14 protein-coding genes are annotated in these 15,566 nt (G+C 63.2%); 5 read left to right on the top strand and 9 right to left on the bottom strand.

Annotation, left to right across the window (positions count from 1 at the left end):
• Nucleotides 1–58: 58 nt before the first annotated feature.
• From MTX21_RS26555 to MTX21_RS26525, 7 genes are all read right to left on the bottom strand, one after another.
• Nucleotides 59–880: a hypothetical protein gene (locus tag MTX21_RS26555; protein WP_280967619.1), complete on the bottom strand. Its 822-nt coding sequence runs from the start codon at nucleotides 878–880 to the stop codon at nucleotides 59–61.
• A gap of 678 nt (nucleotides 881–1,558) precedes the next feature.
• Nucleotides 1,559–2,896, bottom strand: coding sequence for an argininosuccinate synthase (gene argG / locus MTX21_RS26550; RefSeq protein WP_280967618.1), 1,338 nt, complete (start codon nucleotides 2,894–2,896; stop codon nucleotides 1,559–1,561).
• 94 nt (nucleotides 2,897–2,990) lie between these two features.
• The gene (locus MTX21_RS26545; RefSeq protein ID WP_280967617.1) at nucleotides 2,991–3,767 is read right to left on the bottom strand and encodes a phosphatase PAP2 family protein; all 777 of its coding nucleotides are present in this window, start codon (nucleotides 3,765–3,767) and stop codon (nucleotides 2,991–2,993) included.
• 153 nt (nucleotides 3,768–3,920) lie between these two features.
• Complete coding sequence (locus MTX21_RS26540) at nucleotides 3,921–4,415, bottom strand: hypothetical protein (RefSeq protein ID WP_280967616.1); 495 nt, start codon at nucleotides 4,413–4,415, stop codon at nucleotides 3,921–3,923.
• A gap of 123 nt (nucleotides 4,416–4,538) precedes the next feature.
• A complete protein-coding gene (rlmN, locus tag MTX21_RS26535) occupies nucleotides 4,539–5,741 on the bottom strand; it encodes a 23S rRNA (adenine(2503)-C(2))-methyltransferase RlmN (RefSeq protein ID WP_280967615.1) in 1,203 nt (400 codons plus the stop codon).
• A 189-nt stretch (nucleotides 5,742–5,930) separates the two neighbouring features.
• Nucleotides 5,931–6,560 carry an invasion associated locus B family protein gene (locus tag MTX21_RS26530; protein ID WP_280967614.1) on the bottom strand — a complete coding sequence of 210 codons (630 nt, stop codon included), beginning with the start codon at nucleotides 6,558–6,560 and terminating at the stop codon, nucleotides 5,931–5,933.
• A 113-nt stretch (nucleotides 6,561–6,673) separates the two neighbouring features.
• A complete protein-coding gene (locus MTX21_RS26525; protein ID WP_280967613.1) occupies nucleotides 6,674–7,513 on the bottom strand; it encodes an SDR family oxidoreductase in 840 nt (279 codons plus the stop codon).
• Between the two features lie 199 nt (nucleotides 7,514–7,712).
• Here MTX21_RS26525 and MTX21_RS26520 point away from each other — a divergent pair, with 199 nt between their 5' ends.
• The 3 genes from MTX21_RS26520 to MTX21_RS26510 all read left to right on the top strand — a co-directional run bounded on the left by MTX21_RS26520 (nucleotide 7,713) and on the right by MTX21_RS26510 (nucleotide 11,110).
• Nucleotides 7,713–8,687: an NADPH:quinone oxidoreductase family protein gene (locus tag MTX21_RS26520; protein WP_280967612.1), complete on the top strand. Its 975-nt coding sequence runs from the start codon at nucleotides 7,713–7,715 to the stop codon at nucleotides 8,685–8,687.
• Nucleotides 8,688–9,064: 377 nt separating this feature from the next.
• On the top strand, nucleotides 9,065–9,925 hold the full coding sequence (locus tag MTX21_RS26515; RefSeq protein WP_280967611.1) for a hypothetical protein: 861 nt from the start codon (nucleotides 9,065–9,067) through the stop codon (nucleotides 9,923–9,925).
• An 18-nt stretch (nucleotides 9,926–9,943) separates the two neighbouring features.
• The gene (locus tag MTX21_RS26510) at nucleotides 9,944–11,110 is read left to right on the top strand and encodes a TAXI family TRAP transporter solute-binding subunit (protein WP_280967610.1); all 1,167 of its coding nucleotides are present in this window, start codon (nucleotides 9,944–9,946) and stop codon (nucleotides 11,108–11,110) included.
• 301 nt (nucleotides 11,111–11,411) lie between these two features.
• Here the strand turns inward: MTX21_RS26510 and MTX21_RS26505 are convergent, their stop codons facing one another.
• Together MTX21_RS26505 and MTX21_RS26500 are read right to left on the bottom strand one after the other, a co-directional pair.
• Nucleotides 11,412–11,807: a YkvA family protein gene (locus tag MTX21_RS26505; RefSeq protein WP_280967609.1), complete on the bottom strand. Its 396-nt coding sequence runs from the start codon at nucleotides 11,805–11,807 to the stop codon at nucleotides 11,412–11,414.
• An 88-nt stretch (nucleotides 11,808–11,895) separates the two neighbouring features.
• Nucleotides 11,896–12,198 (bottom strand): 4a-hydroxytetrahydrobiopterin dehydratase, encoded by a 303-nt coding sequence (locus tag MTX21_RS26500; protein ID WP_280967608.1) that lies wholly within the window; start codon nucleotides 12,196–12,198, stop codon nucleotides 11,896–11,898.
• 152 nt (nucleotides 12,199–12,350) lie between these two features.
• Here MTX21_RS26500 and MTX21_RS26495 point away from each other — a divergent pair, with 152 nt between their 5' ends.
• Together MTX21_RS26495 and MTX21_RS26490 are read left to right on the top strand one after the other, a co-directional pair.
• Nucleotides 12,351–13,796: a TAXI family TRAP transporter solute-binding subunit gene (locus tag MTX21_RS26495; RefSeq protein WP_280967607.1), complete on the top strand. Its 1,446-nt coding sequence runs from the start codon at nucleotides 12,351–12,353 to the stop codon at nucleotides 13,794–13,796.
• Between the two features lie 99 nt (nucleotides 13,797–13,895).
• Nucleotides 13,896–15,437 carry an alkaline phosphatase D family protein gene (locus tag MTX21_RS26490; RefSeq protein ID WP_280967606.1) on the top strand — a complete coding sequence of 514 codons (1,542 nt, stop codon included), beginning with the start codon at nucleotides 13,896–13,898 and terminating at the stop codon, nucleotides 15,435–15,437.
• The last annotated feature ends 129 nt before the right edge of the window (nucleotides 15,438–15,566 follow it).

Genomic DNA, 15,566 nt, shown 5'->3' with positions numbered 1-15,566 from the left:
CGGGAGCGATCCCGGCCATTTTTGTTCGTCAAGGTCATCTGCCAGAATGAAACGGGACTTACATCCAGATCGCTTGATAAACTACTTCGCGAATGCGCTTGATTGTCACGTCGCCGATATAGTCGATTTGATCGAGCGTTTGATCATCTGTTGTCGCAAGCTGACCGACCGTCGCAATGCCAGCCGCCGTCAAGCGTTCGATTAGGTTGTCAGTAAATCCGTAAGGATAAGCCGCTGACTTTCCTAGCACGGTAACTGACTTATCTAAAATCGCGAGGCCGTGCTCTACCGGCAACGGCGGAAGCTGCACGCTATGGAATGCTTGGCCCGAAACATGGAATTCGGCCGGCTCTGGCAGCGCTCCGATCCACTGGTCTATCATTTCGAAGGTCAGACGTTTCGAAGGAACGCTATCCAGCAGATTGCAAAGGTTGATTGCAAAGACCGGCCCCCGTCCCCCAGATTTCAGAGCACGGGAAGCCTCGCGCCTGGAGAGAAAGCCCAGATATTCAAGTATCTCAAAGATCTTAGTGTATTGCCCAACAATTTGTCGGTGAATTAGAGCCCGGTCTGGCGCAACGGGACGACCGTCCCGTACCGATCTCGAAGTGTGCTCAACGATAATTTCCATCACCTCGCGTGCTGGCTCCACGAGCGGCTCATAAACCCCAAGCTTCGGAGCTACTTCTTCCATTAGCGGCCAATAGTGCGCTGTTGCCATGTCCAACAGGCATTTGTTCACTTCCGGAATTCCGACTTTGTCTTGGCCATCAAATCGATTGCACGCCAAGATTAGCCCTCGAAGATTACCGACTACAGCGCGACCGAGCAGATTAGCGAGCCTATTGTCGAGGGGCGCGCCAAGATAGCGCTTCAGCAATTGTCGCAATCGGTAGAGTCGTTTGCTAGTAGGGCAATAAGAATTCTAGGCGAGGTGGCCTCGGACGAGGCTACAGCACTGGGACCGTTCTTTGCCCGCGTTCTGCTTGAGAATTCATGCGCTGCATTAGTTGTCTCCTCGTTGCCCATCTAGGTTTGGTGTCTCATTTTATCCCCACCGCCTACGCCTCCCTCGAACCGCAACGCGCTCTAGAAGCATATCTCTCCTTCCGGAACACCCTAGCATGACTGCTCAGAGCATCGACGACTACGACTCAGGACTAATTCTTGCTGCGGAAGAGTGTCCGCCGGAAGCGTTTTCTAAGTATCACAGCTTTTCGCCGCATGACGACGTGATCATTAGGAAGCTGAGTGCGCATGGACCAGTTTTGGTTCGGGGTGGTCGAGGGAGCGGGAAGAGTGCGCTTCTAATCGAGGCTCGCCACAAATCAATCGCCCGATATCCGGCATAGAGAACTCTCATCGTCAACCTCAGCGACCACAACATATACGAGAGGTCTCGGACACTACAACCTTAGTCGCATGCCTGTTGAGGACAACAGGGGGTGTGCGCATTGCTGTATGCCTAGAGCGCGCTCTCCTAAGGTAAGCAGCCCATATTGAGAAGTAGCAGGCCTTATATCCAGGTGACGATTGGGTCCCTGCGAATTCCCGCCGATTACCCCTTGTCGCTCTCGAGCCTGAAGATCTCCGAGTCCTCGCTGCCCGACAAGAGGCCGGTGTCCGTGTAGAGCTTCAGCTTGGTCCGCGTGTCCGCGATGTCGAGATTGCGCATCGTGAGCTGGCCGATGCGATCGGCCGGCGTGAACGCCGCGTCTTCCACCTTCTCCATGCTGAGCCGCTCCGGGGCATAGGTGAGGTTCGGACTTTCCGTGTTCAGAAGCGAATAATCGTTGCCGCGGCGCAGCTCGAGCGTAACCTCGCCGGTGACGGCGCGCGCAACCCAGCGCTGCGCGGTCTCGCGCAGCATCAGCGCCTGCGAATCGAACCAGCGGCCCTGATAGAGCAGGCGGCCGAGGCGCAGGCCGCTGATGCGGTACTGCTCGATGGTGTCCTCGTTATGGATGCCGGTGACGAGGCGCTCATAGGCGATGTGCAGGAGCGCCATGCCCGGCGCCTCATAGATGCCGCGGCTCTTGGCCTCGATGATGCGATTCTCGATCTGATCGCTCATGCCGAGGCCATGGCGGCCACCGATGGCGTTGGCTTCGAGGAGCAGCGAGACGGGATCGGTAAAGGTCTGGCCGTTCAGCGCAACCGGCTGGCCCTCTTCGAAGCGCACGACGACCTTCTCGGCCTTGACCGCACAATCATCGCGCCAGAACGGCACGCCCATGATCGGGTTGACGATCTTGATGCCGCTGTCGAGGCTTTCAAGATCCTTCGCCTCATGCGTGGCGCCGAGCAGATTGCTGTCGGTCGAATACGCCTTCTCGGCACTCATCTTGTAGGCGAAGCCCTGGGCGGTCATGAACGCCGACATTTCGGCGCGGCCGCCGAGTTCATCGATGAACTGCTGGTCGAGCCAGGGCTTGTAGATGCGCAAATTCGGGTTGGTCAGCAGACCGTAGCGGTAGAAGCGCTCGATGTCGTTGCCCTTGAAGGTCGAGCCGTCGCCCCAGATGTTGACGCCGTCCTCCTTCATGGCGGCGACCAGCATCGTGCCCGTCACGGCGCGCCCGAGCGGCGTGGTGTTGAAGTAGGTGATGCCGCCGGTCGAGATGTGGAAGGCGCCGGATTGGATCGCGGCAATGCCTTCATGGACGAGTTGGGTGCGGCAATCGACCAGCCGCGCCTTCTCGGCGCCGAAATCCATCGCCTTGCGCGGGATCTCGTTGTAGTCGGCCTCGTCGGGCTGGCCGAGATTGGCGGTATAGGCGAACACGCGCGCGCCCTTCTGCTTCATCCAGAGCAGCGCCGCGCTGGTGTCGAGACCGCCCGAGAAAGCGATGCCGACTTTTTCTCCCTTGGGCAGGCTTTTCAGGATCGTGGTCATGGGGCTTCCAATCGGTCTTAAAGGGGCTGATGTCGCTGAGGGGTTTGACCGCGCGAATATCAAATTTCGCGCGCGGGGGCACGCGTTTAATGGCTCAGAGCGACGGCGCGGGACCGGTTTTGCCGCCGAACAGGCGCTGGCGAAGCCGGTAGGCGGGCCAGGCCAGCCGGGTCAGCGCGGCATCGACGGCCTCGTCCGACAGCCGCGTCCGCGGCCAGCGGTAAATCAGGGCGTAGGCAAACCAGATCACGACGAAGGTGACGAGGCCGGCAATCGCGACGTCGGTGAAGAAGTGGCCGCCGAAGGCCATGCGGAGCCCGCTGGTCACGGCGCCGAAGACCACCGCCCCGGCATAGGCGAGCGGCCGCCATGCCGGCGGGGCGAGAGCGGCCGGCGCCAGTGTCCAGAACGCGGTCGCGCCCTCGCCGGAGAAGAACGAGCAGTTGCGCGCACAGCCGCCGCGCGGATCCCACCATGGCACGAACTGCTGGTCTCCGGCGAACTCGGTCACGACGACCGGGCGAGGCCGGCCCCAATAGGTCTTGAAAGTGAGATTGGTGAGAATGCCGGCCGACAGCGTCAGCGTCGCGAGCAGGAAGATCATCGCGCGCCCGGAGACCATCAACGGCCGGTCGGGACGGATCAGCTTGACCACGAGCGCGACAAGCGAGGGCAGCGCGAACGCCCAGGCAACCCACATCGCGGCATCGCGCGCAAAGGCGGCCCAGCCGTTCAGCTTGAGCGGAAAGCTTTTTGTGCCGGGATCGAAGAACAGCGATGCGAGCTTGAGATCGAGTTCGGGATAGAGGCCGAAGACGACGCCGATCACGAGCCACAGCGTCAGGGCGATGAAAAGTCCGGTCCGGTTCATGGCGCGCGGTTTAGCGGAGGGAGCAGGAGATGGAAACCCCGGAGTCGGTCGCGGCTAGCGACACAAGCAGCGCCGATTTTGTCATAGCGCGATGCCTCGACGTTGTCGTCCCGGCGAAGATGCGGCGCGTCATTCCGGAACAGCCGCAAGCAGTCACGACCCATCCGGCCGCGAACGCGACGGCAGCGGCGGGGGCGGCTTGCGCGGGGGTGACGGATGACGCCAGGCGCCGGCGTTGCGGCCGGCGATCAGCCAGTAGACGACGCCCGCAACAATGCCCGCGCCGGTCATGATCTCCAGATGGCGCCGGACGATGCCTTCGAACTGCATCGTTTCGGGATGGAACGGCACGAGGCCGAGATAGCAGGCCAGCCCAACGAGGCCACCGCCGACGGCATAAGCCAGCACGCTGCGGATGTAGAGCGCCTCGGTGATCGCCACGATCACCATTGCCGGCACCAGTGCGAAGCCCGAGACGAAGATGAAACCAAACCCGAGCAGGATGTCGATCGTGCTTTCATCGACCGGGCCGGCGCCGAGATCGGAGAATTCCGGAAACAGCAGCGCCCCAACCACGATCATGCCACCCACCAGGCATGAGGCGAGAAAACCGATGAAGATCACGACGAGGCGGCCGATTAGCGGCATACGAGAAAATTCACCGATATCGTCATTGCGAACGAAGCGAAGCAATCCGGACTGCCTCCGCGGAAAGACTCTGGATTGCTTCGCTTCGCTCGCAATGACGAGGATGCGATAGCGTGGGCATTGTCAATCCGTCATCGCCATGGCGCGCAGCGCCTGGCGTTCGCGGGCCGAGAGCTTTTCGGTCTCCGACTTGAGCTGGCCGCAGGCCGCAAGGATGTCGCGGCCGCGCGGCGTGCGCACCGGCGAGGAGTAGCCAGCGTTGAAGATGTACTCGGAGAATTTTTCGATCTGATCCCAGTCCGAACATTCATAGGCCGTGCCGGGCCAGGGATTGAACGGAATCAGGTTGATCTTGGCGGGAATGCCCTTGAGCAGCTTCACCAGCAGCTTCGCATCGTCGAGTGAATCGTTGACGCCCTTGAGCATCACATATTCGAACGTGATGCGGCGCGCGTTCGAGGCACCCGGATAGTCGCGGCAGGCCTGCAACAACTCGGCGATCGGATATTTGCGGTTGAGCGGCACGAGCTCGTTGCGCAATTCGTCACGCACCGCGTGCAGCGAGATGGCGAGCATGACGCCGATCTCGTCGCCGGCGCGGACGATGTTCGGCACCACACCCGAGGTCGACAGCGTGATGCGCCGGCGGGAAATGCCGATCCCCTCATTGTCGCCAACGATGAGCAGCGCGTCGCGCACCGCGTCGAAATTGTAGAGCGGCTCGCCCATGCCCATCATCACGATGTTGGTGACGAGGCGGCTGCCGTTCTCGCGATCGGCCCAATCATTCAAGCGATCACGCGCCACCATCACCTGGCCGACGATCTCGCCGGCGGTGAGGTTGCGCACCAGGCGCTGCGTGCCGGTGTGACAGAAGGCGCAGTTCAGCGTGCAGCCGACCTGGGAGGAGACACACAGCGTGCCGCGATCAGTCTCCGGAATGTAGACGCACTCGACTTCATGCGCCTTCTCGACATTGTCGCCGCTCGGCAGCCGCAACAGCCATTTGCGCGTGCCGTCATTCGAGATCTGCTCGGCCACGACTTCGGGCCGGTCGACTGTGAAGCGCTGCGAGAGCTCGGTGCGGATGGTCTTCGAGATCGACGTCATCTCGTCGAAATTCTCGGCACCGCGGAAATAGATCCAGTGCCACAATTGCTGCACGCGCATCTTGCGCTGGGCAGGTGCTACGCCGATCTCGCCAAGACGGTCGGCAAGCTCGCTGCGCGACAGGCCGATGAGCGACGGCTTGGCCGGCGGCACATAGGTTTCGAGCGGAGTTTTCTCCACCAGTGTTGCGTTGTGCGGCTCGGTCGTCGGTTGCATCAATGGGCCTAAGATCGCTGCTATCTGAACTCGTCATGCCCGGGCTTGACCCGGGCATCCACGTCTATCCTCAGTCGCGGTGACGCGTGGACGGCCGGGTCGAGGCCGGCCATGACGACCGAAATTGTGGAACGCCCCCAATATAGCAATCGGAACTCCCGATTGCGACCGCTCTTACCGGCGGCAGCCCTACCGCCTGCAATCCTGGGCGATCTTGTCGAGCGCCTGGGCGAGGCCCTTGAGCGAGAAGGTGTCGGTGGTCTCCGTGCCCTTGGCCGAGACGCCCTTGACCACGAGATCGGCGGAGCGGCGCATGGCCTCGACCATCCGCTCCTCCTCGGCCGCGTTCTTGATCCAGAGGCCGTCGCCCTGAGTATACATCGCGTAAGAGGCGCCGCCGACCTCGACCGTCGATTCCGAGCCTGGCTTCAGCGCGTAGCCGATCATGACCGAGACTTCGTTGTTCACCCTCTCCGCCGGCCGGGTCGAGACGAAGGCATAGGCCGGGTCACGCGGCCGATTCGGCGGGTTGGTCTTCGACGATGAGGGCTTTGCCAGCGCAAAGCAGACCTTCTTGCCGTTGGGCGTGGCCGAATAGGCGCCCCAGGTCCCGAACTGGCCGATCAGGGTCGGCTCGGCACCACCGGCAACCCCCGCGGGAGGAGCCCCCGATTTACTCTCGGGCTTGGCAGGCGTCTTTGCCGGAGCAGCCGGTTTTGCCGCGGCCTTCGGCGCCGGTTGCGCTGTCTGCGCGCGCGCGGAATCGATGTTTCCCCACGCCACGCCAAACATCAAAGCTAAAAAAAGCACCCGCCACATGGCCCGAGTGGTTCCCTCAATATTGTGACTGGAAGATGGCCCGCGTGAGTCGTGTCCCCAGCCAGGGATAGCCGGGAAAGTCCAATTTGGGAAGGCAGTTAGCGGGGACGCGGCTAGTCGCGGGAGCGCGCGGCGCGCTGCTCGGCCCATTGAGAATCGGTCCAGCGCAACAGGTCCTCGGCGCCGGAACTCCGCAAATGCGCGCCGCCGTCGATCACCACCATCTCGCCATTAATGTAACCCGCGCGATCCGAGACCAGGAAGCTGGCGAGGTCGGCAAGCTCGCTGTGCTCGCCGGTGCGGCCAAGCGGATTGCGCGAGGCCCACCCCTCATCGCGCCCCTCCGGGCGGAGCTGCCCCGACGCGCCGGCGGTCGGGAACGGCCCCGGCGCGATCGCGACGGTGCGGATGCCCTTTGGCCCCCATTCGACCGCGAGGCTCTTGGTCATCGCCAGCACCGACGACTTCGCCATCGCGGACGGCACCGTGAAGGCGCGGCCCGTGATGGTCGAGGTCGAGAGGATCGAGAGCACGACGCCGTTGTGCTTGCCCTCGATCCAACGTCTGCCGGCCGCGAGCGTGCAATACATCGCGCCATGGAGTGTCGGCGCCAGGATCGCATCCGCGGCGCGGAACGACAGATGCTCGCTCTGCGCGATGAAGGTCGCGGCCGCATTGTTGACGAGAATGTCGAGCGGCGCCTCGCGCCAGATCGCGTCCATCATGCCATCGACGGCGGCGCCGTCGCGGATGTCGCAGGCGATAGTCGTGACCTTGCCGCCGGTCTGCGCGCGCATCTCCATTGCAGTTGCCTCCAGCCGATCAAGCTTACGGCCGCAAATCACGAGCTCCGCACCGAGGGTGAGGAAGCGACGCGCCATCGCGGCACCGAGGCCCGAGCCGCCACCGGTGACGAGGATGCGCTTGTCTCTGAGCAGACCTGTTTCAAACATCGTTTGAATCCTCCATCAGCAAGTCGCGTTGTTGCTGTGGAAAGTAGCACCGTCATTGTGAGCGAAGCGAAGCAATCCAGTGTTCGCGCCACGGAATTAGGCGAAAGCCTCGCGTGCAGAAACTGGATTGTCGCCCGAGCCTAAATCCGGCAGAAACGGGCAAACTATAATTCCGTCCCGAAACGCCTGAGGTGCCGCCATGAAAGCCATTCTCTGCACGCAATATTGCCAACCCGACGATCTCGTTTTGGCCGATGTGCCGGATCCGGTGGCAGGTCCCGGCGAAGCGGTGATCGCGATCAAGGCCGCGGCGCTGAACTTCTTCGACATCCTGATGATCCAGGGCAAGTATCAGATCAAGCCCCCCTTCCCGTTCTCGCCGGCCGCCGAAGTCGCCGGCGTGATCGAGAGCGTCGGTCCCGGCGTCACCGATCTGAAGGTCGGCGACCGTGTCGTTGCGTCCTGTGGCCACAACGGCGCGCGCGAGAAGATCGCGCTGCCGGCCGCATCGATCGTGAAGATCCCCGATAATCTCGACTACGACCGCGCGGCGGGCATCATCATCATCTACGGCACGGCGCTGCATGCACTGGAAGACCGCGCGAGCCCGAAGCCGGGCGAAACGCTCGCGGTGCTTGGCGCGGCCGGCGGCACCGGCCTTGCGGCATGCGAGCTCGGCAAGCTGATGGGCCTGAAGGTGATCGCATGCGCCTCATCGGATGAGAAACTCGCCTTTGCCAAGGCGCATGGCGCGGAGCTGACGCTGAACTACGGCAAGGAAGATTTGAAGGAAGGCCTGCGCAAGCTCACCGACGGCAAGGGCGTCGACATCATCTTCGATCCCGTGGGTGGCAGCTATGCCGAGCAGGCGTTGCGATCGATCGCGTGGGAGGGCCGCTTCCTCGTGATCGGCTTTGCCGCCGGCGACATTCCGAAAATGCCGCTCAACCTCGCGCTCTTGAAGGGCTGCGACATCCGCGGCGTGTTCTGGGGCGCCTGGACGCGGCTCAACCCGGCGAAGAACCGCGCCAATCTCGAGAAGCTCGTGAAGTGGACGGCGGAAGGAAAGATTTCATCGCATGTCGACCGCACCTTCCCGCTGGCGCAGACCGCAGATGCGCTGAAGGTGCTCGCCGGCCGTCAGGCGATGGGCAAGGTGATCCTGCATCCCTGAGGGATGCAGGCGACGTCGCCCGCCAACATACACTCGCTACATGTGCAAGGGTGCTCGGCCGCCGAAAGTTCGGCGAAGGCGGCAAGCCACGGCATGACAGCGGATGGCGTGGTGGCCAGCGGGGACACCCAGGGTTCCTGCGGAACCGCCCACCACATGGTTAAGCGCCGTCAACCATTCCGTCAAAATTGCGGTGCATTCCGTCGCGCCGCCTAAATCAAACCCAAATATCTCCCGATTCGCGCAAACCGTCGTCGTTTTTTGGTCTGATTCAGACGGCGATTTACCGGTTCCAGTTTGTGGGGCACTTCTGGACAAAAACAAGAAGACTGAAGCCGGGAATGCCCCTGCGTTGCGTAGTAATGGGGAGCATCACCATGGAGACGACGGTGTACCGTCAGTCCAACGAGTCGAGCGAATTCGACTCCGATCAATCATATCCGACCGCGCCCTATATCCGTGCGCGGGCCGCACGAGCCGATCTTTCGCCGGACGATCCGGTTCCGCTTTTCCTGTCCGATCCGCTCAGCGCACCGGATCCGGGGGAATTCGCGCCGCTGGCGCTGCAACCCAAAGGCAGGATCGTCCCGCACATCCTCGCCGCCGTTCTGGTGGCGTCCGCCATGATAGTTTTGGGCGCGGTGTTCCAGTCCGACCTTCGCGGCCTCCTTGCCGCCTATGCCGGTGGCTCGGTGGCTGCAGCGCCGGACCAGACTCCGGCCAATCTGCCGGCGGCAAAGCAGACCGCCGTCAAGGATCCGGCCCGCGTGAGCGACATCAAGCTGGCGAGCGCTGACGCGCAGGATCTCCCCGCTCCGTCAACGCCGAGCCGCGAAGCGATCGCGACCGCCTATCAGAACGCGCTGCAGTCCCAGGCGCCCGCGCCCGTCGCGGCGCAGCCCGCGCCTCCTCCTCAGCCCGCCAAGACACTCCCTGCCAAGACGCTCCCCGCCAAGACACTCGATGCCGACACGCTGGCCGGGCTGATGACGCGTGCGAAGAGCCTGTTGACGGTCGGCGATATCGTCTCCGCGCGCCTGCTGCTCGAACGGGCGGCGAATGCTCAGGATGCGACCGCGGCGTTTCTGCTGGCGCAGACCTACGACCCGGCCGTGCTTGGCACCAACGATACGCGGACCATCGCCGGCGACGCGACGGCCGCGCGCGACTGGTACGAGAAGGCCGCAGGCCTCGGATCGGCGGAGGCGCGGCAGCGCCTCACCCAGCTTCAGAACTAGAGCTCTTTAGAGGATATCATGCGTTATTTTTCGAGAATGGCGCTAGCCGCCATCATGACCGTCTGTGCCTTCGCGGCGCGCGCCGAGCAGACCGAATATGATCCGGCCAAGGTCTCGGACAGCCTGAAGGCCATCTTCCAGTTCGGGTCGACCTCGACCAAGCAGGCGCTGAACGCCAACACCGTCACGCTGATCACCGGCACGATCGGCGGCACCTATGTGCAGTTCGGCGCCGACCTCGCCTCGGTGCTCGACGACGGCAACAAGATCCGCGTGCTGCCGATCGTCGGCCGTGGCTCGGTGCAGAGCGTTGCCGACATCCTGTTCCTGCAAGGCGTCGACCTCGGCATCGTACGCGCCGACACGCTCGACTATCTCGAGCGCAAGGGCTTCGCCAAGGACATCAAGAAGCAGTTCACCTATGTGACCAAGCTCTACAACGAAGAGATGCAGGTGATCGCGCCGAAATCGATCGCGACGCTGAAGGATCTCGAAGGCAAGACGGTGAGCGTCGACCTGCCCAATGGCGGCACCTTCGTCACCGCCCTCACCGTGTTCGAGCGGCTCGGAATCAAGGCGAATTTCGTCTATGTCGAGCAGCGGATCGCGATGGAGAAGCTGAAGGCCGGCCAGATCGACGCCGTCATCGTGGTCGGCGGCAAGCCGTACAAATCGGTCTCGACCTTCAGCAATGACGGCCGCTTCCATCTCGCAAGCGTGGACTATTCAAAGCCGCTGCAGAGCGACTATCTGCCGGCGACGCTGACGTCCAAGGACTACCCGAACCTGATCAAGGACGGCGAAACCGTGGACACGATCGCGGTGCCCGCGGTGCTCGCGGCCTATAACTGGGCGCCGAACACCGAGCGCTATCGCAAGCTGGCGCTGTTCGTGGACGCGTTCTTCACCAAATTCCCGGCGCTGCAGAACCCGCCCTTCCATCCCAAGTGGAAGGAGGTCTCGCTCGCAGCCCCGCTCGCCGGCTGGAACAGGTTGCCGGTGGCGCAGCAATGGCTCGACCGGCACGGCATCGAGCCGGTGACGCGGCAGCGCTTCGAGGCGTTCCTGAGGCAGAATCCCGCGGCAGCGAAAGTGTCCGACGCCGACAGGGAAACGCTGTTCAAGCAATTCCAGGCTTGGGACGCAGAGAATGCCCGCGCGCAGGCGCGGCCGGAGAAGAAGTAAAAGGCGTCATTGCGAGGAGCGAAAGCGACGAAGCAATCCAGGCTGCCGCCGCGAAAAATTCTCTGGATTGCTTCGCGGAGCCTGTCATCGGGCCGCGCTTTGCGCGGACCCGTTGGCTCGCAATGACGACGCTCGTGGTGAGCGCCATCCACACACTCACTGTCATCGCCCGCCTTGTGCGCAATTGCGCACTGGAGCGGGCGATCCAGTATTCCAGAGACAGTGCGAGTATACGGAGAAGCTGCAGCGTACTGGATGCCCCGCTTTCGCGGGGAATGACGGCGGAACGTGTGGCGCCGCGCTACGACGTAGCTTCGGCTTCCACCTCTGCGTCAGCCACACCGCGCTTCAGCGCGGTGTGGGCGGCTTCGCGATGCTCATTTGTGATGTGGCTGGCGACCAGGCGGATCGCAGTGGCGAGCACGGCGGCGTCATCGGTGAAGCCGAGCATCGGCATCACGTCCGGGACGAAGTCGAACGGCAGGATGAAATAGGCGAGCGCGCCGAGCAGCGACGCCTGCACGTGGCGCGGCGTCTGCCTGTCGAAGGCGCAGTAATAGGCGGCGAGCAGATCCTCCGCGAACGGCAACTGCGCGACGACACGCTTCAGCTTGCGCCAGAACCGGCGGCGCACGCCTTCACGATCTTCCGCGAGCCGATCGGCCGGCTCGAAGCCGACACTCTGTTCGGCGGACATGGTCAAACTCCCCGTTCAGCCCGGCGCGGCGGATCGCCGCATCCGGTGCTGATCACAAGATGGGGATGCCACCGCCCCCTGCAAGACGTCAGGTAGGTGTAAGCTTGGCGATCGCGTTCATCGCCTTGGCGAGATCAATGTCGCGCGCCGTGACGCCGCCGGCGTCGTGGGTCGACAGCACGACCTCGACCGTCTTGTAGACGTTGCGCCATTCAGGATGATGATCCATCTTCTCGGCGACGAGCGCCGCGCGCGTCATAAAGCCGAAGGCCTCGCTGAAATCCTTGAAGACAAACGTCTTCTGGATCGCCTCGCGGCCCCCGACCTCGGCCCAGCCGGGTATCCCGCTCAACGCCTGCTTGCGCACATCTGCCGACAGCCGCTCTGTCATGATCGCCTCCGTCCTTCAGGGGAACTTTATCCTAACACCGTGGTGACGCCCGGGTTCATAGGGACTTCGTCCGTCCGCTAACCATGACGGAGATGTAACCAGCGCCGGACGGGAAATTTGCTACAATTATCCGCCTTGAATTGCCGGCCAAGATGAAACTGAGCCTGAAACGCCTGTTTGGGAGATCGATGACCGGGGGTCACGAGCTTGCCGAAGCGCCCACGCCATCTTCGCCGCGATCCGCGGCGCGGAAGACGATGCTCGTGTCCTTGGCTCTGGTGCTTGCGATCGTTGGCGCACTTGCGGGCGGCTACTATTTCGCGATGCGGCCGGTGATGCTGAGGATCGCGGTCGGTCCCGCCAACAGCGATGATTTAAAGGTCGTACAAACGCTGACGCAGGCGTTCGCGCAGAGCAAGGGCTATGTGCGGCTGCGCCCGATCCAGACCGAAGGCGCGACTGCGAGCGCCGACGCGCTCGCCGCAGGCAAGGTGGATCTCGCCATCGTACGCGGCGATCTCAACGTGCCGAAGAACGCACAAGCCGTCGCGACCCTGCGCAAGAACGTGGTGGTGCTGTGGGCCGTAGCGGGCAAGGGCAAGAAGAAGGGCGCCAAGATCACCAAGATCGCGCAGCTTGCCGGCCATCGCGTCGGCGTCGTCGGCCGCACGCAGGCCAACGTCAACTTGCTCAAGGTGATCCTCCAGCAATACAGCGTCGATCCCGCCAAGGTCGAGATCGTGCAGTTCCCCGCCAATGAGGCGGCCGAGGCGATCCGGGCCCAGAAGGCGGATGTCTATCTCGCGGCCGGACCGGTCAACAGCAAGGTCACGGCGGACGCGATTGCGGCGTCGACCAAGGAGGGGGGCACGCCGACCTTCCTTGCCATCGATTCCGCCGACGCGATCGCGCAGAACCACCCGGCCTATGAATCCGCTGAAATTCCTGCCGGGACTTATGGCGGCTCGCCTGACCGTCCCGACGAAGAGGTCAAGACGATCAGCTTTTCCCATCACGTCGTGGCACGCAAAGGCCTGTCGGAGACCACCGTCGCGGCCTTCACCCGGCAGCTCTTCGCGGTGCGCCAGCAGCTTGTGGCGGAATTCCCGCTCGCCGCGAAGATCGAGACGCCCGACACCGACAAGGATGCCGTGATTCCCGTGCATCCAGGCGCCGCCGCTTTCGTCGATGGCGAGGAAAAGACCTTCCTCGACAAGTACAGCGATTACATCTGGTGGAGCCTGATGGCACTCTCCGCCATGGGCTCGCTCGGCGCCTGGTTCGCCGGCTATCTGAAGAAGGACGAGCGCGACAGCAACAGCCATCTGCGCGAGCGGCTGCTCGACATGATTGTCGCCGCGCGGAAGAGCGAGACCACCGAAGAGCTCGACCAGATGCAGGTCGAAGCCGACGACATCCTGCGCGATACGCTGCGTTGTTTCGACCATGGCGCGATCGAGGAAAGCGCGCTCACGGCATTCAACATCGCCCTCGAGCAATTCCATACGGCCGTCGCCGATCGCAAGGCGCTGCTGCTCAGCCTGCCGCAAAGCCTGCAGCGCGCCGGCGCGCAATTCCGGGCCGCCGGCAACGCATGAACGCTGCGCGCGTTATTGCTGCGTCACATTGTCCCAATATAGCAATTCCTGTCGATGCGCCGCCTCTGCGGCCGTCCCGAGCCATCTCGAGACCATCCCATGACAATCAAATTCTCCCGCCGCCGTTTTCTGTCCACCAGCGCCGGTGCACTTGGCGCGATCGCGATGCCTCGTCTGTCGCGCGCGGCCGACCGGCCGGCGATCACTCATGGCGTGCAGTCCGGCGACGTCACCGTCGATGGCGGCGTGGTCTGGGCGCGCGCCGATCGCCCGTCGCAGATGCTGGTCGAGGTGGCGACGACGGAATCCTTCAAGGACTCCCGCGCGCTGCCGCCGATCGCGGCGCTGCCCGAAAGTGACTTCACCGCAAAGATGCTTCTGGAAAACCTTCCCGCGGGCCAGGACATCTTCTATCGCGTCCGCTTCCGTGATCTCTCCCACACCGCGATCGAAGGCGAGCCGGTCGTCGGTCGCTTCCGCACTGCGCCCGCCGACCGCCGCGACGTCAGCTTTGTCTGGGGCGGCGACGTGGCCGGCCAGGGCTGGGGCATCAATCCCGATGACGGCGGCATGTTCACCTTCTCGACCATGCGCAAGCACCGTCCGGATTTCTTCCTGCATTCGGGCGACACCATCTACGCCGACGGCCCGATCGTCTCCGAGGTGAAGCTTGCCGACGGCAAGACCTGGAAGAACGTCGCGATCCCCGAGAAGGCCAAGGTCGCGGAGACACTGGACGAGTACCGCGCCGCGCACAAATACAATTTCACCGACGACAACGTCCGCGCCTTCAATGCCGAGGTGCCGATCTTCGTGCAGTGGGACGATCACGAGGTGACCAACAACTGGTCGATGTCGAAGGAGCTGCCGGCCGCCTACAAGGAGCGCAACATCTCGCTGCTTGCAGCCCGCGCCGCACGGGCCTTCCACGAGATGTATCCGATGCGCGAGAGCATCGTTGAGCCGTGCCGGGTCTATCGCCAGATCGCTTACGGCCCGCATCTCGACGTGTTCGTGCTGGACGAGCGCAGCTATCGCGGCGCGAACGGAGCCAATCTCGAAACGAGCTATGGTCCGGCCAGCTACTTCCTCGGCCCGGACCAGATCGCCTGGCTCAAGCGCGGTCTTTTGAACTCGCGCGCAACCTGGAAGGTGATCGCTTCCGACATGCCGCTCAGCCTGATCGTATCAGACACGCCGAAGGGCGGCTCCGAAGCCTTCGCGCAAGGCGACGGGCCGCCACGCGGCCGCGAGCTCGAGATCGCCGACCTCTTGCGCTTCATCAAGATGGCGCCGATCAGGAACACGGTGTGGCTGACGGCGGACGTGCACTATGCCGCCGCGCACTACTACGATCCGAACAAGGCGCAATTCCAGGATTTCGAGCCGTTCTGGGAATTCGTGTCGGGTCCGTTGCACGCCGGCACCTTCGGTCCGAACCAGCTCGACAACACGTTCGGGCCGGATGTGCGCTTCATCAAAGCGCCGGGAAAGGACAATCAGAATCTGCCGCCATCCGCCGGCATGCAGTTCTTCGGTCACGTCAGGATCGACGGCGGCTCGGGCCAGATGACGGTGACCTTGCGCGACCGCGCCGACGTTGCGCTGTGGTCGACCACGCTCGATCCAACGTCCGCCTGACGTCGCATCGCTAACCGGCGCCAACCCAAGGCGCCAACCCAAGTGCTGTCGCGGCGTCTATCCCGCCGAGGCGGCGGATCGCGGCCCGGCCTGAAGCCGGAACGCCGGGTAAAGCCCCCGACCACCCCC

The sequence above is a fragment of the Bradyrhizobium sp. ISRA430 genome (genome assembly GCF_029909975.1).
Classification (GTDB): domain Bacteria; phylum Pseudomonadota; class Alphaproteobacteria; order Rhizobiales; family Xanthobacteraceae; genus Bradyrhizobium.
This window is presented reverse-complemented; position numbering and strand designations above follow the sequence as displayed.